The organism is Anaerotignum neopropionicum, assembly GCF_001571775.1.
Classification (GTDB): domain Bacteria; phylum Bacillota; class Clostridia; order Lachnospirales; family Anaerotignaceae; genus Chakrabartyella; species Chakrabartyella neopropionicum.
Genome location: NZ_LRVM01000002.1, coordinates 161,024 through 179,069 on the forward strand (window position 1 = coordinate 161,024; position 18,046 = coordinate 179,069).

22 protein-coding genes and 1 pseudogene are annotated in these 18,046 nt (G+C 48.5%); 20 read left to right on the forward strand and 3 right to left on the reverse strand.

Annotated elements, in window-relative coordinates; all coding sequences use genetic code 11:
- Genes CLNEO_RS04440 through CLNEO_RS04455 form a run of 4 tightly spaced genes read left to right on the forward strand, consistent with a single transcriptional unit; the run spans position 1 to position 5,429 of the window.
- The gene (locus tag CLNEO_RS04440; RefSeq protein WP_066085041.1) at positions 1-1,479 is read left to right on the forward strand and encodes an ABC transporter ATP-binding protein; all 1,479 of its coding nucleotides are present in this window, start codon (positions 1-3) and stop codon (positions 1,477-1,479) included.
- A gap of 2 nt (positions 1,480-1,481) precedes the next feature.
- Positions 1,482-3,296 (forward strand): ABC transporter ATP-binding protein, encoded by a 1,815-nt coding sequence (locus tag CLNEO_RS04445; RefSeq protein ID WP_066085043.1) that lies wholly within the window; start codon positions 1,482-1,484, stop codon positions 3,294-3,296.
- Positions 3,297-3,299: 3 nt separating this feature from the next.
- Positions 3,300-5,033 carry an ABC transporter ATP-binding protein gene (locus tag CLNEO_RS04450; protein ID WP_066085045.1) on the forward strand — a complete coding sequence of 578 codons (1,734 nt, stop codon included), beginning with the start codon at positions 3,300-3,302 and terminating at the stop codon, positions 5,031-5,033.
- 24 nt (positions 5,034-5,057) lie between these two features.
- Entirely contained in the window at positions 5,058-5,429 is a 372-nt protein-coding gene (locus CLNEO_RS04455) for a metal-dependent transcriptional regulator (RefSeq protein WP_066085047.1), read from the forward strand.
- A gap of 260 nt (positions 5,430-5,689) precedes the next feature.
- Here the strand turns inward: CLNEO_RS04455 and CLNEO_RS04460 are convergent, their stop codons facing one another.
- A complete protein-coding gene (locus tag CLNEO_RS04460; protein WP_157723474.1) occupies positions 5,690-5,881 on the reverse strand; it encodes a hypothetical protein in 192 nt (63 codons plus the stop codon).
- 25 nt (positions 5,882-5,906) lie between these two features.
- Here CLNEO_RS04460 and CLNEO_RS04465 point away from each other — a divergent pair, with 25 nt between their 5' ends.
- From CLNEO_RS04465 to mobQ, 5 genes are all read left to right on the forward strand, one after another.
- Positions 5,907-6,320 (forward strand): RNA polymerase sigma factor, encoded by a 414-nt coding sequence (locus CLNEO_RS04465; RefSeq protein WP_066085052.1) that lies wholly within the window; start codon positions 5,907-5,909, stop codon positions 6,318-6,320.
- Between the two features lie 103 nt (positions 6,321-6,423).
- Positions 6,424-6,876 carry an RNA polymerase subunit sigma-24 gene (locus CLNEO_RS04470; protein WP_066085055.1) on the forward strand — a complete coding sequence of 151 codons (453 nt, stop codon included), beginning with the start codon at positions 6,424-6,426 and terminating at the stop codon, positions 6,874-6,876.
- A 10-nt stretch (positions 6,877-6,886) separates the two neighbouring features.
- Complete coding sequence (locus CLNEO_RS04475) at positions 6,887-7,324, forward strand: RNA polymerase sigma factor (protein ID WP_066085787.1); 438 nt, start codon at positions 6,887-6,889, stop codon at positions 7,322-7,324.
- Positions 7,325-7,376: 52 nt separating this feature from the next.
- The gene (locus tag CLNEO_RS04480) at positions 7,377-7,667 is read left to right on the forward strand and encodes a DUF3847 domain-containing protein (RefSeq protein WP_062808218.1); all 291 of its coding nucleotides are present in this window, start codon (positions 7,377-7,379) and stop codon (positions 7,665-7,667) included.
- 186 nt (positions 7,668-7,853) lie between these two features.
- The gene (gene mobQ / locus CLNEO_RS04485; RefSeq protein ID WP_083531840.1) at positions 7,854-9,299 is read left to right on the forward strand and encodes a MobQ family relaxase; all 1,446 of its coding nucleotides are present in this window, start codon (positions 7,854-7,856) and stop codon (positions 9,297-9,299) included.
- A 107-nt stretch (positions 9,300-9,406) separates the two neighbouring features.
- On the opposite strand, the gene CLNEO_RS04490 is transcribed toward mobQ, so the two are convergent.
- Together CLNEO_RS04490 and CLNEO_RS04495 are read right to left on the reverse strand one after the other, a co-directional pair.
- Positions 9,407-9,697 (reverse strand): type II toxin-antitoxin system YafQ family toxin, encoded by a 291-nt coding sequence (locus CLNEO_RS04490; RefSeq protein WP_066085058.1) that lies wholly within the window; start codon positions 9,695-9,697, stop codon positions 9,407-9,409.
- Entirely contained in the window at positions 9,694-9,972 is a 279-nt protein-coding gene (locus CLNEO_RS04495; RefSeq protein WP_005924829.1) for a type II toxin-antitoxin system RelB/DinJ family antitoxin, read from the reverse strand. The genes CLNEO_RS04490 and CLNEO_RS04495 overlap by 4 nt, the downstream gene beginning before the upstream one ends.
- Before the next feature lie 126 nt (positions 9,973-10,098).
- Here CLNEO_RS04495 and CLNEO_RS04500 point away from each other — a divergent pair, with 126 nt between their 5' ends.
- The 11 genes and pseudogenes from CLNEO_RS04500 to CLNEO_RS04545 all read left to right on the forward strand — a co-directional run bounded on the left by CLNEO_RS04500 (position 10,099) and on the right by CLNEO_RS04545 (position 18,029).
- Positions 10,099-10,497, forward strand: a complete 399-nt coding sequence (locus CLNEO_RS04500; protein WP_066085061.1) for a cysteine-rich VLP domain-containing protein — start codon at positions 10,099-10,101, stop codon at positions 10,495-10,497.
- A 112-nt stretch (positions 10,498-10,609) separates the two neighbouring features.
- Complete coding sequence (locus tag CLNEO_RS04505) at positions 10,610-11,344, forward strand: phage replisome organizer N-terminal domain-containing protein (RefSeq protein WP_054325791.1); 735 nt, start codon at positions 10,610-10,612, stop codon at positions 11,342-11,344.
- Positions 11,341-12,204 (forward strand): ATP-binding protein, encoded by an 864-nt coding sequence (locus tag CLNEO_RS04510; RefSeq protein ID WP_066085065.1) that lies wholly within the window; start codon positions 11,341-11,343, stop codon positions 12,202-12,204. Before CLNEO_RS04505 ends, CLNEO_RS04510 begins: the two co-directional genes overlap by 4 nt.
- Before the next feature lie 64 nt (positions 12,205-12,268).
- A complete protein-coding gene (locus CLNEO_RS04515) occupies positions 12,269-12,442 on the forward strand; it encodes a transposon-encoded TnpW family protein (RefSeq protein ID WP_005924807.1) in 174 nt (57 codons plus the stop codon).
- Between the two features lie 78 nt (positions 12,443-12,520).
- Positions 12,521-12,886 carry a hypothetical protein gene (locus CLNEO_RS04520; RefSeq protein ID WP_066085068.1) on the forward strand — a complete coding sequence of 122 codons (366 nt, stop codon included), beginning with the start codon at positions 12,521-12,523 and terminating at the stop codon, positions 12,884-12,886.
- Positions 12,887-12,971: 85 nt separating this feature from the next.
- Positions 12,972-13,796 (forward strand): annotated as a pseudogene (locus CLNEO_RS04525) (VirD4-like conjugal transfer protein, CD1115 family); the annotation flags it as partial.
- A gap of 63 nt (positions 13,797-13,859) precedes the next feature.
- The gene (locus CLNEO_RS15280) at positions 13,860-13,991 is read left to right on the forward strand and encodes a Maff2 family mobile element protein (protein ID WP_083531842.1); all 132 of its coding nucleotides are present in this window, start codon (positions 13,860-13,862) and stop codon (positions 13,989-13,991) included.
- Between the two features lie 736 nt (positions 13,992-14,727).
- Positions 14,728-16,596, forward strand: coding sequence for a group II intron reverse transcriptase/maturase (ltrA, locus tag CLNEO_RS04530; RefSeq protein ID WP_456297612.1), 1,869 nt, complete (start codon positions 14,728-14,730; stop codon positions 16,594-16,596).
- Positions 16,597-16,945: 349 nt separating this feature from the next.
- Positions 16,946-17,218 carry a helix-turn-helix domain-containing protein gene (locus tag CLNEO_RS04535; RefSeq protein WP_002593556.1) on the forward strand — a complete coding sequence of 91 codons (273 nt, stop codon included), beginning with the start codon at positions 16,946-16,948 and terminating at the stop codon, positions 17,216-17,218.
- Positions 17,178-17,555 carry a TnpV protein gene (locus CLNEO_RS04540; protein ID WP_066085073.1) on the forward strand — a complete coding sequence of 126 codons (378 nt, stop codon included), beginning with the start codon at positions 17,178-17,180 and terminating at the stop codon, positions 17,553-17,555. The genes CLNEO_RS04535 and CLNEO_RS04540 overlap by 41 nt, the downstream gene beginning before the upstream one ends.
- 54 nt (positions 17,556-17,609) lie before the next feature.
- Complete coding sequence (locus CLNEO_RS04545; protein ID WP_066085077.1) at positions 17,610-18,029, forward strand: nuclear transport factor 2 family protein; 420 nt, start codon at positions 17,610-17,612, stop codon at positions 18,027-18,029.
- The last annotated feature ends 17 nt before the right edge of the window (positions 18,030-18,046 follow it).

Sequence of the window (18,046 nt, forward strand, 5' to 3'; positions counted from 1 at the left end):
ATGGGAAAAGAAATTATGATCCGTGACCTGACCTTTTCCTATGGTGGGAACGGAAATCAACTGGAACACATATCGTTAGACATTGCCGCTGGGGAGGTCATTGTTATGACCGGCCCATCAGGGAGCGGGAAAAGCTCTTTGACGAGAGTGATTAACGGCCTGATCCCCTACTTCTACGAGGGGGATTTAAGCGGTGAGGTTTTTGTGGACGGAAAACCGCTGAAAGAGATTCCGTCTTGGGAGCGCGGCAAAATCGCAGGGAATGTATTTCAAGACCCCAGGAGCCAGTTTTTTGCCAATGAGGTAGCTGGTGAGATTGCTTTCGGCTGTGAGAACTACGGGTATTCCCATGAGGACATTCAGAGCCATGTTCACCGGGCGGCGGCGGACATCAAAATTCAGGACATTCTGGATCACAGTCTGCACAGCCTGTCTTATGGGATGCGCCAGAAAGTTGCGATTGCGTCTGCGGAGGCGATTGACCCGGAAATCTATGTCATGGATGAACCGTCTGCCAATCTGGATATTGCATCCACCTACCGCTTTGCAGACATTATCCGCGATTTGAAACAGCAGGGAAAAACCATCATCATAGCGGAACACCGACTTTACTATCTGATGGATCTGGCAGACCGTTTCCTGTGTGTGCAGAAAGGGAAAATTGTGCGGGAATTTACCGCACAGCAGATGAAAGTCCTGTCCAATCAGGAAATCCGGGCGCTGGGGCTTCGCACTCCTGACCTGCACCAGATCGAGCAGGCGGAAATCCCATCTGCGGCAACCAGTGAGGTTGTTCTGGAAGTGAAAAAGCTGAACCACTCTTTTGGTGAGACGATTGTGGCAAAGGATATTGACTTTCAATGCCGCAAGGGAGAAGTGGTAGCCCTGATTGGCCCTAACGGGACGGGCAAAAGCACCATAGGACGAATCCTGGCAGGGCTATTGAAAGAGAAATCCGGCGAAGTCGTTTTGTTCGGAAAGTATTGCAGACCGAAAGACCGTTTGGGAAAGGTCTGGTACATTCCCCAGGATTTAGACAGCCAGCTTTTCGGTGAGGACTTGCTGGACGAACTGACTACCGGCGCAGAGGTCAGCCCAGAGCGGAAAAAAGCGGCGGAGGAAATTCTGGAGGCCCTGGAGCTGATGCCGTTTGTCAAACAGCATCCCTCCACGCTGTCAGGAGGGCAAAAGCAGCGGCTGGCCCTTGGCGTGGCGCTGATGCACGAAGCGCCGATCATCGTACTGGACGAACCGACAAGCGGGCTAGACGGTACAAATATGCGGAATGTCAGCCGGATGATCCGCAAGCTGGCAAAGATGGGGCGCACCATTATCGTCATTACCCATGATGCGGAGTGTGCGCTTGCCTGCTGTGAGCGGGCAATACGCCTGGAGAACGGATATATTACTGATGATTTTCAAATCAGAGGAGCAGAGCTTCTTTTAGAAAAAATTGGGTATGACCAAAAGGAGGGTTAGGAATGACACGACAAAATGAGAAACAGCCGAAGGCGAAGACTGGACTGGCGCGTTGCCTGGAATTAGCTTCGGGTCATAAATGGCTTTTGTTTCTATCAGGGTTTCTGGCTGCACTGGCAGCAATTTGTTCTTTTGCACCTTATTTATCAATTTATTACATCGTTCGGGAAATCCTGTTTGTTTACCCGGATATGTCGCTCTTGAATGTTTCTGCAATCTCAACCTGGGGCTGGCTTGCCCTGGCTGGTATTTTGGGGAACATCGTATTTTACTTTTTTGCCTTACTGTGTTCCCACATTGCAGCGTTTGGAACGCTTTATGAATTGAAGGTAGCCTTTGCCGACCACATCATGCATATTCCCCTTGGGTATCATCTGACCCTGGGCAGCGGCAAAATGAGAAAGATCATGGATGAAAACATTGAAAGCGTTGAGAAATTCATCGCTCACCAGCTCCCGGACTTTGTGGCCTCGCTGGTCGCGCCGCTTGTTCTGGTCATCATTCTTCTTGGAATTGACTGGCGGTATGGTGTGGTTTGTCTGGTCGGTATTGTTCTGGCCTTTATCGTGCAGTTTGCGGGTTTCAACGGAGAGGCAAAGGAAAAAATGCACCGTTTCCAGACCTCCCAGGAAAACATGAACAGCGCCTCCGTGGAATATGTGCGCGGTATGTCGGAGATCAAAGCATTTAATCAGACCGCCGATTCCTTTAAGCGGTTGAGCAAATCCATTACAGACTATACCTCTTTCGTGCTGGAGTACGCATTGGGCTGGCAGAACTGTATGCCTGCTTTTACCACGATCATCAACAATATTTATCTGCTTTTGATTCCCGTGGGCGTTCTGATTGGGATGCACACCACGGATTTCAGGGAGTATTCGCTGACATTCATTTTCTACCTGATTATTGTCCATGCGATTTCCGGCATCCTGAATAAGATCATGTATATCTCGGAGTCCTTCACGCAGATTGACGGCAGCGTGGAGCGTATGGATGAAATCCTGCGTATCCCGGTCCTGCCCGAAAAGAGTACGGCGGCAACAATCGAAAACTATGGGATTGCTTTTCAGGATGTCAGCTTTTCCTACGAAGCCGATTCCCAGGTCAAGGCCCTGTCTCATGTTTCTTTCTTTGCGGATCAGGGCAAGGTGACAGCCATTGTCGGCCCCTCCGGTGGCGGTAAGAGTACCATCGCCAGCCTGATCTCCCGGTTTTATGATGTGACGGACGGAAGTATTCAGATCGGCGGCGTTGACATTCGGGACATTCCGCTGGATGCGCTGATGGATAAGGTCAGCTTCGTATTTCAGGATACGTTCCTGTTCAAGCAGAGCATCCTGGATAACATCCGTATGGGAAATCCAAATGCTACGGAAGAACAGGTGATTGCGGCGGCAAAGGCTGCAAGATGCCATGAATTTATTGAGCAGCTTCCGAACGGGTATCAGACTGTAATCGGCAGCACCGGCGTCCATCTTTCCGGTGGTGAGCGCCAGCGGATTGCCATTGCAAGGGCTATCGTAAAAGACGCGCCCATTATCGTTCTGGACGAGGCAACTGCGTTCAGCGACCCGGAGAACGAGTACCTGATTCAAAAAGCCTTTGAAAAGCTGATTCAGAATAAAACGGTTGTAATGATCGCCCATCGCCTGTCTACGATTCGTAATGCTGACCAGATCCTTGTCATGGAAAAGGGCTGTCTGATTGAATCCGGCACCCATGACGAGCTGCTGAAGAAGGACGGAAAATACGCGCAGATGTGGAGCAGCTATACGGAGTCGATCAACTGGAAAATTGGCACAGGAAAGGCGGTGTGATCTATGAGTAAGCTGAAAGAAAAGTTAATGCTGTCGGAGAAAGGCTACTCCGACCTGAAAAAAGCGATTACGGCCTGCACAATAACTAATATTGCGCTGTTGCTTCCGTCTATGGTAGCCTGCCTGCTCTTTTGGGAGTTGTTAAAGCCATTTACTGGAGAAACAATTTCGTGGGCCGCATTGTGGAAATTGCTCGGCTTGGGGCTGGTGGCGGCTATTCTGGTGTTTCTGGCCGCGAAAAACGATTATAGGAAAACCTATATTGCTTCCTATAAGGAGGCCAGCACGACCAGACTTCGGATCGCGGAGCATCTTCGCAAGCTCCCCATGAGCTTCTTTAACACAAAGGATTTGTCCGACATTACCACAAACATGATGGCGGATTGCAGCAGCATGGAATCCATGCTCAGCAGTACCATCCCGCCGCTGATTGCGAATATAATCTCTGTTACTCTGACTTGTATTTGTCTGGCGTTTTTTGATTGGCGCATGGCCCTTGCGATTTTCTGCACGATGCCGGTTACATTCCTTATCATCTTGGGCGGGCGCAAGCTGCAACTTCATCTGTTTGACAAACAGGTGGATGTGAAATTGGAGGCGTCCAGCCAGATTCAGGAATACCTGGAAGGTATTAAGATCATCAAATCTTGTGGTCTTGGCGGTTCCCGCTTTGATGCGTTGGATAAAGCACTCCAGGCCATGAAAAAAATCGCCATTAAAGTGGAACTGGCCTCCGGTATTCTGGTTCAGGGAGCCAGCCTGATCCTGCAAGCAGGGCTTGGCATTACTATTTTCATTGGAACGGTGCTGATAACCGGCGGCAAAATCGAATTGCTCCCTCTGCTGGTGCTGCTCATGTTCTCCACGCAGATTTACGGCCCGATCCTTGCCATTCTCTCACAGTTGACTTCTCTGTTTCATTTGGAGACTGTCACCAACCGTATGCGTACCCTGCTGACCACGCCCGCTATGGAGGGCGAGGATAAGGATGTATCCAAGTATGACATTGAACTGAAAAATGTCACTTTCGGATATAACCAGGACGATGTTATCAAGGATGTGTCTTTTTCTATTCCTGCTGGCAGCGTAACGGCCCTGGTAGGGCCTTCCGGCAGCGGCAAAAGCACAATTTCCAAACTCATTGCCCGCTTTTGGGATGTAAGAAAAGGTCAGATTTCCATTGGTGGTATGGATGTTCGCACCATTGAACCGGAACACCTGATGCGCTGTATGTCCTTTGTATTTCAGGATGTGACCTTGTTCAACGACACTGTTTTTAACAATATCCGTGTAGGCAACATGAACGCTACCGAGGAGCAGGTCATGGCGGCGGCAAAGGCGGCATACTGTGACGAATTTATCCAGAGATTGCCGGACGGTTATCAGACTGTCCTTGGAGAAAACGGCAGCACTCTTTCTGGTGGTGAGCGTCAGCGGATTTCCATTGCCCGCGCTCTGCTGAAAGATGCCCCGATTATTCTTCTTGATGAAGCAACAGCATCTCTTGACCCGGAGAACGAGGTTTTAATCCAGCGGGCCATTGCAAAGCTGGTGGAGGGTAAGACAGTCATTATGATTGCTCACCGGCTTCGTACCGTTGTGGATGCCGACCAAATTCTCGTTCTTGATAACGGTAGACTGGTGGAACACGGTACACATGATGAATTGATGAAAAAGAACGGATTGTACCATAAACTGTTCCATATCCAACAGGAGAGTCTTGGTTGGGCTGTGTAAATTGTTTTAGAAGGGAGATGTTCCATGAAACTTCGTGCGTCCGGGGAGGACTATCTGGAAACCATCCTTGTTCTCCATAAGAAAACGGGTATGGTGCGCTCCGTAGATGTGGCCCGGCACATGGAGGTGTCAAAGCCCAGCGTGTGCCATGCAGTGGCTACCTTGCGGGACGGCGGCTTTCTCACAATGGACGAGGATCACTTTCTCCATCTGACCGATGTGGGCCGCGAGGTAGCCGAAAAAATCTACGAGCGTCACTGCTTCTTTACCGAGCAGCTTATCACCGCAGGCGTTGACCCCAAAACTGCGGAGGCCGATGCCTGTCGTATTGAACACATCATCAGCGATGAGAGTTTTGACCGGCTGAAAGAGGCAGCCGAACAAGAGCAAAACTAAAACCGAATAAGCCAAGCGATCCTGCCCCGCAAGACGGGGAAAGAAAAAAACCGTTGCAGGGCAGGCAGCTTTGTGCGCCCAAAATGGATTTTCCGGGTACTGCGGCGGTTTTGAGTACATCAAGGCCGCCGTTTCTTATGCCCTCGACAAAGGAGTGACGACTACACGCTGACACGGCGGCTTTAGGAGGGAACCGCCATGAAGCACATTGACCGCCGACAAATTCAGACGATATTTCACTACCGTCAAAAAAAGCCCAGTCAACGAACAGGCCCCGTCTGGCAGCCGGTGCGAAAATTGTCATTCTGTAAGTGAATATTGGAGTTTTTGCGCTCGAATAGCTTTCTGCTGTCCGGGCGTTTTTTCATACCTGTGGGGCCGTAACATCGGGCCAGCATGGCCCGAACCCTGGCCCCAGTGCCGTTCTCCGCCGCCCCATTCAGATTTACCAAAAAAATCTGAATGGAGGAAAGGCAGATGGAAGTTACCATCAATTATAACGGACAAGCTGTGGCCGTGGAGGTTACGCTGGAAGTCTATGAATTTCTTGACCGGGCCGATCATAAAACGGAGAACCTGTTCCATGAACAGCGGCGGCATTGGGATGGCCGGGAGTTTGACGAGTACATCATTACCACCGAGGGTGTAGGGGTCTACGGCGAAACGCCGGAGGAATACCTTTGCCGCAAGGAAACGCTGCATGAGCTGATGGCTGTTCTGGACACCTGTACCGAGGCCCAGCGCCGCCGGTTCCTGCTCTATGCGCTTGACGGGCTGAGCCTTGCAGAGATCGGTGTGCTGTGCGGCTGCTCCAAAGTGGCTGTTTATCAAAGTGTGGAGGCGGTCAGAAAAAAAATTATAAATTTCTTTGAGAACAGGCTTAACGAATGACCTGTTTTTTGGCTACCAAGTGAAAGGGATCATTTCCCTTATCTCAGCGAGGGGCGGACAGCGGACGAGCTGTCCGCCTCTCCGATTTTCAGGAGGTAAGCCTATGAAAACAATCAATCTGCGGTGGATGTATCCCCACTACCGGCATGACGAGTTTGTGGATGTTACGGACGAGGTATGGGCAGCGATGTATCAGGCCCAGCGGGAGATGGAGAACTATGAGCGCCGAAAAGTCTACCACCGCGCCTACTACTCTCTGGACGCATACAGCTGGCTGGAAAATTACGCACTGGAACACAGCAGATCGCCGGAAGATATTTTGCTGGAACGAGAAGAAATGACCACCCGCCTATACCTGATTGCAGCTCTGCCGGTGGCTCTGGCTCATGCCACTCCGACACAGGCCCACCGTGTTCACGCCTACTACATTGCTGGTATCAAGCAGCCGGAAATCGCCCGGAGAGAGGGTATCCATAGCAGTAAGGTCAGCGTTGCCATCCACCGGGGGCTGCGGAATATGCGCCGCTGCTATGATGGCCTTTTCCAAACAGAGTGAGGGCGTGCCTATGCAGACCATCAATCTCAAACAATATTATCCATTTTGCAAAGAGGACATTTTTGTGGAGGTGTCCGATGAGATCGTCGAAGCGTTTCTTCTGGACAAGAGAGCCGAGGCCGCCAGAGATCGCAAGATGTTCCGGTATAAGGCGTTTTATTCCCTCGATTGTAACGATGGAATCGAAAATGCCGCCATCGGCTGGGCGCAGCCATCGCCGGAGGACTACCTGATAGAAAAAGAAGAATTAGCCGAATACGAAGAACTGATACGGCGATTGTATGAAGCCATTTCTTTCCTGCCGCCTATGCAGGCTCGCCGTGTCCATGCCCGCTATATGCTGGGTATGAAAGTGAAAGATATTGCCGCAATGGAGGGTATCACGCCATCACAGGCGGGAAAATCCATCCATGCCGCACTGCGGAGGCTGCGCCGGTACTTTGCTTGACAGAAATGGACGGTCAATCTATGAGTATTTCCAAAGAAAAGAGGTGCCTGACATGAACGAAAAAATTACAGCCCACCCCCAAAAAGAAGAACGGGAGAAAGTCCTGAAGGAGATTCGGCAGCTTGAAAACCGAAAGAAGATTTTGGAGAACAAGCAGCGGAACGAAGAACGCAGGGTTCGCACCCGCCGCCTGATTGAGCGTGGAGCCGTTTTGGAGGGGATTTTCCCGTTGGCTCCCGACCTTTCCGGCGCGGAGGTCAAAGCATTTCTGATTACCCTGTCCCATCTTCCGGGGGCTGCGGAATTGACTGCAAACCTGCCAAAATCCGGGGACACGCCATAAGTCCCTTGTTTACAAGGGCGCACTTATACACCGTTGCCGGTGCTGTGCGCCCTGCCGGGGGCGTTGCGTACTTCGTCCACGATGGGAAGCTACGCTCCCCAAACCCCTTGTGCGCTCTGCGCAGCCAGACACCCACTTTGCGTTTGTCCGGCTCCACAGAGCCTGTTATCCCCTCACTGAAAGGAGGTGTTCCCCATAGATTTCTGTCATATCCCCATCAGTATCATCAAGCGCAGCGCAGGCCGTTCTGCTGTTGCCGCAGCTGCTTACCGCAGCGGAACCAAGCTGACAAATGAATGGGACGGCATGACCCACGACTACACCCGGAAAGGCGGCATTGTTCATGCGGAGATCATGCTGCCTGCCTACGCCCCGCCGGAATTTGCAGACCGTTCTATCCTCTGGAACAGCGTGGAGCAAATCGAGAAGGCAAGGGACAGCCAGCTTGCCCGCGAGATTGAAGCAGCCCTGCCCCGTGAACTGTCCGGCGAACAGCAGCTTGCCCTTGTGCGTGCCTATGTGAAGGACAACTTTGTAGACAAAGGAATGTGCGCCGACTTTGCCATCCATGACAAGGGAACCGGCAACCCCCATGTCCATATCATGCTGACGCTCCGGCCTCTGAAAGAAAATGGACAGTGGGGCGCAAAGTGCCGCAAGGCATACGATCTGGACGAGAACGGCCAACGCATCCCGGACGGGAAAGGCGGCTGGAAGAACCACCGGGAGGACACCACCGACTGGAACGACAAAGGGAATGTGGAGATTTGGCGGGCGGCATGGGCGGCCTGCACCAACCGGGCATTGGAGGCCGCCGGTCATCCCGCCCTGGTAGACCACCGCAGCTACAAGCGGCAGGGCATTGATAAAATTCCCTCTGTCCATCTGGGGCCAGCCGCCAGCCAAATGGAAAAGCGCGGCATCCGCACCGACAAGGGCGAAGTAAACCGGCAGATCGCCGCCGACAATAAGCTGCTGAAAGAAATCAAGGCCCGCATTACCCGCCTCTACAACTGGTCGAAGGCCGAGGCCGAGAAGCCGGAGGGCCAGCAGCCCAGCATGATTGACTTGTGGGAGGCCCAGCAGCAGCTCAAGCGGCCCGACACCCGCAGCGGAAAAATCCGGGCTTTGCAGGAGAGCGCCGCCCTGTTCAGCTTTTTGCAGGCAAACGGTATCCAGTCCATGCAGCAGCTCCATGAAAAAATTTCCGATATGAACACCCGTTACTATGACCTGCGGGGAGAGATCGTTAAGGCCGAGCGCCGGGTCGCTGTCCTCACCGAGCGCGGGGAGATGTGGGCGCAGTACAACAAGTACAAGGCTGTCCATAAGCAGCTTGCCAAGGTGAAGCCGGAGAAACGGGAACTGTTCGAGCAGCGCCACAGCCGGGAACTGATCCTGTATGATGCAGCAGCCCGGTATCTGAAAGAACTGAAAGACAGCGGCGAGGGGATAACCCCGAAGGCATGGCAGCGGGAGATCGACCAGCTGGCCGCTGGAAAGCAGACGGACACGCTTGCCATGAAAGCCATGCGGGAGGATTTGAAAGCAGTGGAACGGCTCCGCAAAACCGCCGAGCAGCTGTCCAGACAGGAACGGGACAAGTCTCACGACCGTGGGCCGGATCGGTAAAGGATACTGCATTTTGGCGTACCCCTGTCAAGTGCGTCGCGTTTCACGACATACTTTTGCACACAGAAGAACCGCCGTACAGGTTTCCCCATACGGCGGCAGACTGTTTATTTGCCGAACAAGTCGCTGTGTGTGCCGGTGCGGGCCAGCGTCAGCACCAGAACATCATCTTCTATGCGGTAGACAAGCAGCCAGTCCGGGAGAATGTGACATTCCCGATGGCCTGCCCAATCGCCGGACAGGTCATGGTCACGGTTCTTATCCGGCAGCGGTTCGCCCATCGCCAGCAACGCTACGACCTGCTCCAGCACCTCGATCTTCAAGCCACGCTTGATGGCTCGTTTGTAGTCTTTTTTGAAACTGGTCGTGTACTTGACGGTATATTTGGTTTCTTTCATCTTTTCAGGTCAGCAAACAACTCGTCAAGGTCATTGTAGCCCTTTACAGACGGGTCTTTTGCAATCCTTTCCGCTTCCAGCATGGCAGCAACCGTTTCTTTGTTCGGCTGTTCCAGCCTTACCTCAAAGGGAATGCCGCCTTCACGAAGCGACTGGCGCACAAAGATGTTAAACGCCGTAGTCAGGTTCATGCCAAGTTCAGTAAACAATGCGTCCGCTTGCGCTTTCAAATCTGCGTCCATGCGGATACTGATGTTTGTGGTATTTCCAGCCATACGATCAACCCCTTTCTGCTGGCAATTATAGTATATGCCATTTGCACGAATAAAACAATGCTTTGCACGAATATTTAACAATAAATTCATTCAAGGAGGATACCTGCTTTATGAAAGAAATCATTTATGAAGAACAACAAGTCTGAACCTATCCCCGTCATGGATTACCGCCAGTACCGCAGAGTGCGGAGGCTGGTGCATGAGTGCTGTAACTACATCGACGGAAACTGTATCGCCCTGGACGATGGGGAGAAATGTGTCTGTGTCCAGTCCATTTCCTATTCCCTGTTGTGCAGGTGGTTTCGGACGGCGGTATTGCCGCAGGATAAGGAACTGGAAACGGCGCTGTTCCACCGGATGAATGCGAAGAAATGCGCCGTATGCGGGGCGCTGTTTACCCCCGGTTCCAACCGGGCCAAATACTGCCCGGAATGTGCCGCACGCATGAAGCGGGTCAACGCCGCAAAGCGCAAGCGAAAACAACGGGAGAAATGTCACGCTTTAGGGGCTGAAAAACCCTTGTAAATCAAGGCTTTTTTCGAGGGTGTCAAAGGCAGGCTGATAGATTTATCCTCCGCCCCCTAAAACGGCCTTAAAATGCGTACAGAATCCCAAGAGAACCCCAAGGAGGAACCCTATGTCAGACAATCGAAAATATTATTATCTGAAACTCAAAGAAAACTATTTTGACGATGATTCCATCGTGCTGCTGGAAAGTATGCAGGATGGTGTGCTGTATTCCAACATTCTGCTCAAGCTGTATCTGAAATCGCTGAAACATGGTGGACGGCTTCAGCTTGACGAGGACATTCCTTACACGGCGCAGATGATCGCCACCATCACCCGCCAGCAGATCGGCACTGTGGAGAGAGCCTTGCAAATCTTCCTGAAGTTGGGCCTTGTGGAGGTGCTGGACAGCGGCACATTCTACATGAGCAACATCGAACTTTTAATCGGCCAGTCCTCTACCGAGGCCGAGCGAAAGCGGGCGGCGAGGCTCCAAAACAAGGCTCTTTCCGCGCCCCGGACAAACGGCGGACATTTGTCCGACATTCGTCCACCAGAGATAGAGATAGAGTTAGAGAAAGAGATAGAGATAAAGAGAGAGATAGAGAAGGGACGCTCCGCCCGCGCCTATGGCCGTTACCAGAATGTTTTCCTGACGGACGGGGAACTGGCAGACTTACAGGCCAGCTTTCCCACTGTATGGGGCCAGTACATCGAAAAGCTGTCCGAGTACATGGCTTCTACCGGCAAGCGGTATCAGAGCCATGCCGCCACCATCCGGCGCTGGGCCGATGAGGACGCGAAGAAAGCAGCCCCGCCCACCCGCAACCGGGATTACAGCGTAAAGGAGGATGAAACCGTATGATTGAGATTACCGCAGAAATCCGGGCGCTGATCGACAAGGCAGCCGTCGGTGTGGAACTGGCCGGGGACGAGTACATAGACCCGGCAGACGGGCTCATTCACTGTAAGAAATGCGGCGGCCAGAGGCAGACCGTTGTGCCATGCTTTGGGAAATCCGGCTACTTTATGCCGCGCTGCATCTGCCAGTGCCAGCGGGAGGCTGAGGAGCAGCGCAAGGCTGCTGAAGAACGGCAGCGCCGCATGGAGCGTATCAAACGCCGAAAGGCACAGGGCTTGCAAGACCGTTATCTGTATGACTACACATTTTTCAATGATAACGGGCAAAACCCATTGATGGACAAGGCTCATGCCTATGTGGAGAACTGGAAGGAGGCATATAAGAGCAATATCGGGCTTTTGCTGTTTGGAGATGTGGGAACCGGCAAGTCTTTCTTCGCCGGATGTATTGCCAACGCTTTGCTTGACCAGGATGTGCCGGTGCTGATGACAAACTTCCCCACCATTCTGAACCGCCTGACCGGGATGTTCTCTGAGGACAGGTCGGAGTTTATTGCCAGCTTTGACGAATATGACCTGCTTATCATTGACGATTTGGGTGTGGAGCGCAGTACCGAATATGCTATGGAGCAGATGTTTTTCGTCATCGACAGCCGCTACCGCAGCCGCAGGCCCATGATTATCACAACAAACTTGAAACTGTCCGAGCTGAAAAACCCGCCTGACCTGGCTCACGCTCGTATCTATGACCGTATTTTGGAACGGTGTGCGCCGATTCTTTTTGACGGGAAGAATTTCCGGGAAGAAAATGCCGGTGCTACCCGACAGACAGCAAAAGACATTGTAAGCAGTAAGCAAGACTGATTTTTTACCGGGCGGCACAGACCCGTTCGGAGAAAGGAGCGCCATGAACAGAGAACCCCGTACTATGCAGGTGGCAGACGCCGCTACTGCGTCCAGAGCGCCGGAAAACACGCCAGCGATGGTAAAGAAAATCGGCAAGACAACCTACAAGGTTCATGTCCATTTCAGCAATACCAGCACAGAAACCATGAGCGATAAAATCAAGCGTATGCTCAAAAATGAAATTCAGCAGATGTGACCGGCTGATAAAGCCAGCCGCCTTGTGTTAAACTGATGATGGTACACGCCAAAACTTTTAGCCAAGGAGGACATGAAAATGCTGTACACAAAAAAAGAGAAAAATGAGATTGAGCGCGTCCGTAAAGTGTTCGAGAAACACATCCAACAAATGACTGCTTATGATTTGGTTTGGTCGGACAAGGTCGGCTATGTGTGGCTGGCAATATCTATCGACCCAGTCTATATTGATACCGGCAACTGGATAGAGTCCGCTGCTGGCCTTTGTTATGAGTGCTTGAATGATATAGCACTGGATGTTTTTGGAATGACCGGAAACGACCATGACTTCGAGGACGCCGATCCGCTGGAACTGGCCGAGATTAAGCGGCGCTGGAAACCCTATATCGGCCAACTGCCGGAATATGCGTACCTTTGCGACGAACTGTTAAGCAGGAGCAAATAACCCATCCGCAAAAGTGTCAGGAGCTAAAATCTGCTTCTGGCACTTTTTTGTGGCTTTTTTGTGAATTTGATTAAAAAGTCCTTGACAATTTGTCTCTGGCAAGACCGCCAAAAGTATTTTGATTTCTTGTGGGGCAAGGCTTGCCCCCTTTGACATTAAGGAACTTCGGGATTTAACAGAATATGACGAACTGGAGCTTGATACCCTGGGTGATAGAAAGACAGCATTGTTTTTCATTATTTCCGATACTGATGATACCTTTAATTTCTTGGTATCAATGGCATACACACAGTTATTTAATCTACTTTGTGAAAAAGCTGATGATGTGTATGGTGGCAGACTTCCTATCCACGTTCGTTGTCTAATTGATGAAGCTGCTAATATTGGGCAGATACCAAAGCTGGAAAAGCTAATGGCAACCATTCGTTCCAGAGAAATATCTGCTTGTCTTGTATTGCAGGCGCAGAGCCAGTTAAAGGCACTCTATAAGGATAATGCCGATACTATTATCGGCAATTGCGACAGTATGATTTTTCTCGGTGGCAAAGAAAAAACTACATTAAAAGAACTAACTGAAACAATGGGCAAGGAAACGATTGATACTTATAATACTTCCGACACAAGAGGAAGTCAGAGAAGTTATGGGCAAAATTATCAGAAGTTGGGAAAGGAGCTTATGAGCATAGACGAGCTTGCTGTTATGGACGGCAGTAAGTGTATTTTACAGCTTCGAGGTGTTCGCCCATTCCTCTCGGATAAATATGATATAACAAAGCACAAAAACTATCAATATTTAGCCGATTATGATAAAAGAAACACCTTTAGTATAGAAAAGTATCTGTCCACAAAACTGAAAACAAAGCCCAACGATGTATATGAGGTTTATGAAATGGGCGAAATCGAAGAATAAGGCACTACCGGTAATGGTGGTGTCTTTTCTACTACAAAAAACATTTAAAGGAGATTTTATATTATGGATTTTTTTAATGAAGCAATAAAAGTATTACAAACTCTTGTTGTAGCACTTGGCGCGGGGCTTGGTATTTGGGGTGTCATCAACCTTTTGGAAGGCTATGGTAATGACAATCGTGCGACACGTTCCTAACTGAAAAGGTTAGGCACTAAGTCGAAAGGCATAATAGCCTGAAATCTTAGGAGAACTAACAATTCGATAGGTGGAATGAGGGAGTAACGACCTAAAACGCCTACACTGATACTCCGATTGGCGGTGGTAATAGACTACCTAACCGTCAAAAGCTCGGTGAAGTCGGCAGAGAGTGACCGTAAGTAAAGGATTTTTCTTTACACGAAAGCTGTTCAGCGGTGAATGGTGTCACCTATATGTCGGGTGTCGAATACTCATGGTGAGAATGTGCATACCAAAGCACTGACTACTTCCGAATGTACGGGTCTAAACGTTTGAATTTGCCTAACGGCAATTCCCATCAATGATGGGGTGTTCGTGGATAAGTAAGATTGGTTGTTATGAAAGTCCATATACCGTTACAGGCGGTAAGGTGTAAAAACTGAACACAGGCTTAGAGGAAGCACCTAAAAGTATTCAGCGTAAATATATTTACGCAGATAGAATTGTTGGAACGTGGTAAACCGAGAACAAAGAGGCGGCCTAAAGCCATTGACGTGTTGGATGGGAAAATCCGTGGAATGTTCCTTGGATATAACCATTCTTTATCTCGGTGAAAGTGGAGGCACAGTACCTATGAAGCGAGAATAATAAGCTCGTGGAGGGATAGCCTCTAGTCACAAGAAAGAATAAGAACTGAAATTAAGACAAACACAGCTTCGAGTAAGACAAAGAAAATCAATTCCGAAAGGAGGCGATGACTGTGTCCACTTCGGAACAACACACGCTAAAACAAAGCAAAATCCGTTATACGGAATACTATGGACTGCAAAATCTTTATGATACTTTGTACAGCGACAGCGGTGGAAACAAAGTGTTTTCCAATTTAATGGAGCTAATTACTTCTAGGGAAAACATTAAACTTGCTTATCGCAATATCAAAGGAAACAAAGGCAGTCACACGGCTGGGGTGGATGGAAGAACTATCAAACATCTATCAAAGCTTAACGAGGAGCAATTCATTTCTCTCATACAAAAACAGTTTCATTGGTATAAATCTCGCCCTGTGAAAAGGGTGGAAATTCCAAAATCAAACGGTAAGACCAGACCCCTTGGAATACCTACCATTGTTGACCGCATTGTACAGCAATGTATTTTGCAAATCTTAGAGCCTATATGTGAGGCGAAATTTCATGAAAACTCACATGGCTTTAGACCCAATAGAAGTACCGAGCACGCTATCGCCCAATGTTGCCGATATATGCAGATACAGCATTTGCATTATGTTGTGGATATTGATATACAGGGCTTCTTTGATAATGTATGTCACACAAAGCTCATGAGGCAGTTATGGCAAATGGGCATTCGGGACAAACGGCTACTATGTATCATCAAGGAAATGTTAAAGGCACAGATTGTTATGCCAAATGGCGAAACAGTCACTCCCACAAAAGGTACACCCCAAGGTGGTATTTTATCCCCACTACTCTCCAATGTCGTGCTAAATGAATTGGATTGGTGGGTATCTTCCCAGTGGGAAACTATGCCGACCCATTACCCATATAAGCATAGGTGTAATCAGCAAGGTACAGAAATCAAAAGTCACACTTACAGAGCCTTACGGCAGAGTAATTTAAAGGAAATGTATATCGTAAGATATGCTGATGATTTTAAGATATTTTGTCGTAGTCACCAAGAAGCAAAACGTGCATACACTTCCGTTAGCCTCTGGTTACAAGATAGGCTGAAATTAACAGTAAGTGAAGAAAAGTCAACAATTACAAATCTAAAACAACGGTATTCTGAGTTTTTAGGGTTTAAATTGAAGGTCAGACCAAAGGTTAAAAAGTTTGTTGTCAATTCTCATATGAGTGATAAAGCGGTCAAAAATGCCAAGGAAAATATCTCTAAGTGCATTAAGGCAATGAAAAGACCGTCAAATGAACGGGAGCAATACAAGGAGATAATCCAGTATAATGCCACCGTTGCAGGACTGCACAACTATTATCGTGTAGCTACAAATGTGAGTTTGGATTTTGCAAAGATTGCTTTTCATACGAAAAAGCAGATGCACAACAGGCTAGAAATAAAAACCAGTGGAACATTAGCAAAAGGATTTATCAAAGAACGGTATGGAAAAAGTAAGCAACTACGCTTTTTAAATGGACATCCCCTGATACCAGTGGGATATGTTCAAACAAAGGACGCACAGCATAGGCGGAAAATAATCAATAAATACACCTTAGAGGGTCGGGAATGTATTCACCAAAATTTACGCATAGACGTGGATACAATGTTATGGCTCATGCGACATCCAGTGCTTGATAAAAGCATTGAATTTGCAGACAACCGTATATCCCTATTCGCCGCCCAATATGGAAAATGTGCTGTTACAGGGGTAGCACTTCTACCCCATGACATTTACTGTCACCATAAAATCCCCCTTGAAAAAGGTGGTACTGACAGCTATAAAAATCTAGTCCTTGTTACAGAAAGCGTACATAGACTTATTCATGCCACCAAAGACGATACAATCCAAAAATATATAAAAGAGCTTGGTCTAATAGGCAAGCAACTTGAGAAATGTAATAAACTCCGAACACAGGCAGAATTGCCAACGATTTAATCAGTAATATTAACTTGTTACGAAGTGTGTAAGTCTTAGTTAAAACGTGAAAATCTTTCTTGTGATGGAACGCCGTGTGCGGTGAAAGTCGCATGCACGGTGTGAAGCGGGGGAAAATCCAAAGATAACTTCAAAGGATTACCTATCGCTATCGGGGGCGAAATCGCAAGGTATTAAGCAGTTCATGGCTAATTAAAGGGAACAAAAAGAAAGGAAAACCAATCCAGACGGTATCAGCGGTAGGCTACAAGAATAAATTGTGATTTCACAAGATTGGTGTTATAATAAGAGAAAAGTTCCTGCCGGGGCAGCCGCCCCGGTGGTATGGATAGAAAGGCAGGAAAACAATATGCACATCAGCTATAAACCACTCTGGCACACACTGTTAGAGCGTGATATGAGAAAAGAGGATTTAAGGCTTGCCGCTGGTATGACAACAAATATGATTGCCAACATGAGCAAAGAGGGAAAGCACATCAGCATGGATACATTAGCCCGTATCTGTGAAACTCTGAATTGTGAGATTACTGATGTGATTGAGTTAGTACCAGACGAGCCTGCTTCCACAGGAGGTAAGGAACATGAGCGAATTGAAACCAAGAATAACGGAAAACGGAATTGATTATATCCTTGTCGGAGATTACTACATCCCAGACTTGAAACTGCCGGAGGAACACCGCCCTATCGGAAAGTATGGACGGATGCACCGGGAATATTTAAGAGAAGTCCACCCAGCCAGATTGAATACATTGATACTGACCGGAGAATTGTGGACATATCTTGCAGACCTGAATGAACAGGCACAGGAACGGTTAGACACCATCATGGAGCAGATGAAAACAGCCGAAGGCATAACCGAGAAATTGAAGCGTACCCAACAAATGGAATGGGTGCAGCGTTGCAATAACATTCACAACCGGGCAGAAGAAATTGTTTTGCATGAGATGATTTATTCATAACGGTATGGATAGAGTGTTTTTTTATTCAATCGGAAGTTAGTGAGGTGTTGAATCATGAATGAAAGAGAAAAAATTATTCAATTGTGGTTTGAAATGTGGCTTACAAAACAGGATTTAGGCATTGATAATATTTTTACGGAAGATGTAATTTATACTGAAAGTTGGAGTCCTCAATATAATAATCGTCAAATCGTAAAACACTGGTTTCAGGAATGGAATACCCGTGGCAAAGTCGTTGTTTGGGAAATTAAACAATTCTTCCACAAGGAAAATACGACGATTGTAGAATGGTATTTCAAAAATGAAATGAACAATGGGGATATAGAGGAATTTGATGGGATTTCTCTGGTTGAATGGACAAAGGATGATAAAATAAAGTCATTGAAAGAGTTTGGTTGTAATTTGAATAATTATAATCCTTATGAGTATAGCGACCAACCCGAATTTAGGGAAGAAAGAGCAAGTTGGTTTTAATATTAGGAATAGTTTAT

Excerpts from the sequence above, each read along its gene's own strand:
- CLNEO_RS04495 (WP_005924829.1), bottom strand. The coding sequence starts at position 9,972 with ATGGCTGGAAATACCACAAACATCAGTATCCGCATGGACGCAGATTTG.
- CLNEO_RS04545 (WP_066085077.1), top strand. The coding sequence starts at position 17,610 with ATGAATGAAAGAGAAAAAATTATTCAATTGTGGTTTGAAATGTGGCTT.
- CLNEO_RS04500 (WP_066085061.1), top strand. The coding sequence starts at position 10,099 with ATGAAGAACAACAAGTCTGAACCTATCCCCGTCATGGATTACCGCCAG.
- CLNEO_RS04510 (WP_066085065.1), top strand. The coding sequence starts at position 11,341 with ATGATTGAGATTACCGCAGAAATCCGGGCGCTGATCGACAAGGCAGCC.
- CLNEO_RS04455 (WP_066085047.1), top strand. The coding sequence starts at position 5,058 with ATGAAACTTCGTGCGTCCGGGGAGGACTATCTGGAAACCATCCTTGTT.
- CLNEO_RS04540 (WP_066085073.1), top strand. The coding sequence starts at position 17,178 with ATGAGCGAATTGAAACCAAGAATAACGGAAAACGGAATTGATTATATC.
- CLNEO_RS04445 (WP_066085043.1), top strand. The coding sequence starts at position 1,482 with ATGACACGACAAAATGAGAAACAGCCGAAGGCGAAGACTGGACTGGCG.
- CLNEO_RS04465 (WP_066085052.1), top strand. The coding sequence starts at position 5,907 with ATGGAAGTTACCATCAATTATAACGGACAAGCTGTGGCCGTGGAGGTT.
- CLNEO_RS04440 (WP_066085041.1), top strand. The coding sequence starts at position 1 with ATGGGAAAAGAAATTATGATCCGTGACCTGACCTTTTCCTATGGTGGG.
- CLNEO_RS04480 (WP_062808218.1), top strand. The coding sequence starts at position 7,377 with ATGAACGAAAAAATTACAGCCCACCCCCAAAAAGAAGAACGGGAGAAA.
- ltrA (WP_456297612.1), top strand. The coding sequence starts at position 14,728 with ATGACTGTGTCCACTTCGGAACAACACACGCTAAAACAAAGCAAAATC.
- CLNEO_RS04520 (WP_066085068.1), top strand. The coding sequence starts at position 12,521 with ATGCTGTACACAAAAAAAGAGAAAAATGAGATTGAGCGCGTCCGTAAA.
- CLNEO_RS15280 (WP_083531842.1), top strand. The coding sequence starts at position 13,860 with ATGGATTTTTTTAATGAAGCAATAAAAGTATTACAAACTCTTGTTGTA.
- CLNEO_RS04490 (WP_066085058.1), bottom strand. The coding sequence starts at position 9,697 with ATGAAAGAAACCAAATATACCGTCAAGTACACGACCAGTTTCAAAAAA.
- CLNEO_RS04475 (WP_066085787.1), top strand. The coding sequence starts at position 6,887 with ATGCAGACCATCAATCTCAAACAATATTATCCATTTTGCAAAGAGGAC.
- CLNEO_RS04535 (WP_002593556.1), top strand. The coding sequence starts at position 16,946 with ATGCACATCAGCTATAAACCACTCTGGCACACACTGTTAGAGCGTGAT.
- CLNEO_RS04450 (WP_066085045.1), top strand. The coding sequence starts at position 3,300 with ATGAGTAAGCTGAAAGAAAAGTTAATGCTGTCGGAGAAAGGCTACTCC.
- CLNEO_RS04515 (WP_005924807.1), top strand. The coding sequence starts at position 12,269 with ATGCAGGTGGCAGACGCCGCTACTGCGTCCAGAGCGCCGGAAAACACG.
- CLNEO_RS04470 (WP_066085055.1), top strand. The coding sequence starts at position 6,424 with ATGAAAACAATCAATCTGCGGTGGATGTATCCCCACTACCGGCATGAC.
- CLNEO_RS04505 (WP_054325791.1), top strand. The coding sequence starts at position 10,610 with ATGTCAGACAATCGAAAATATTATTATCTGAAACTCAAAGAAAACTAT.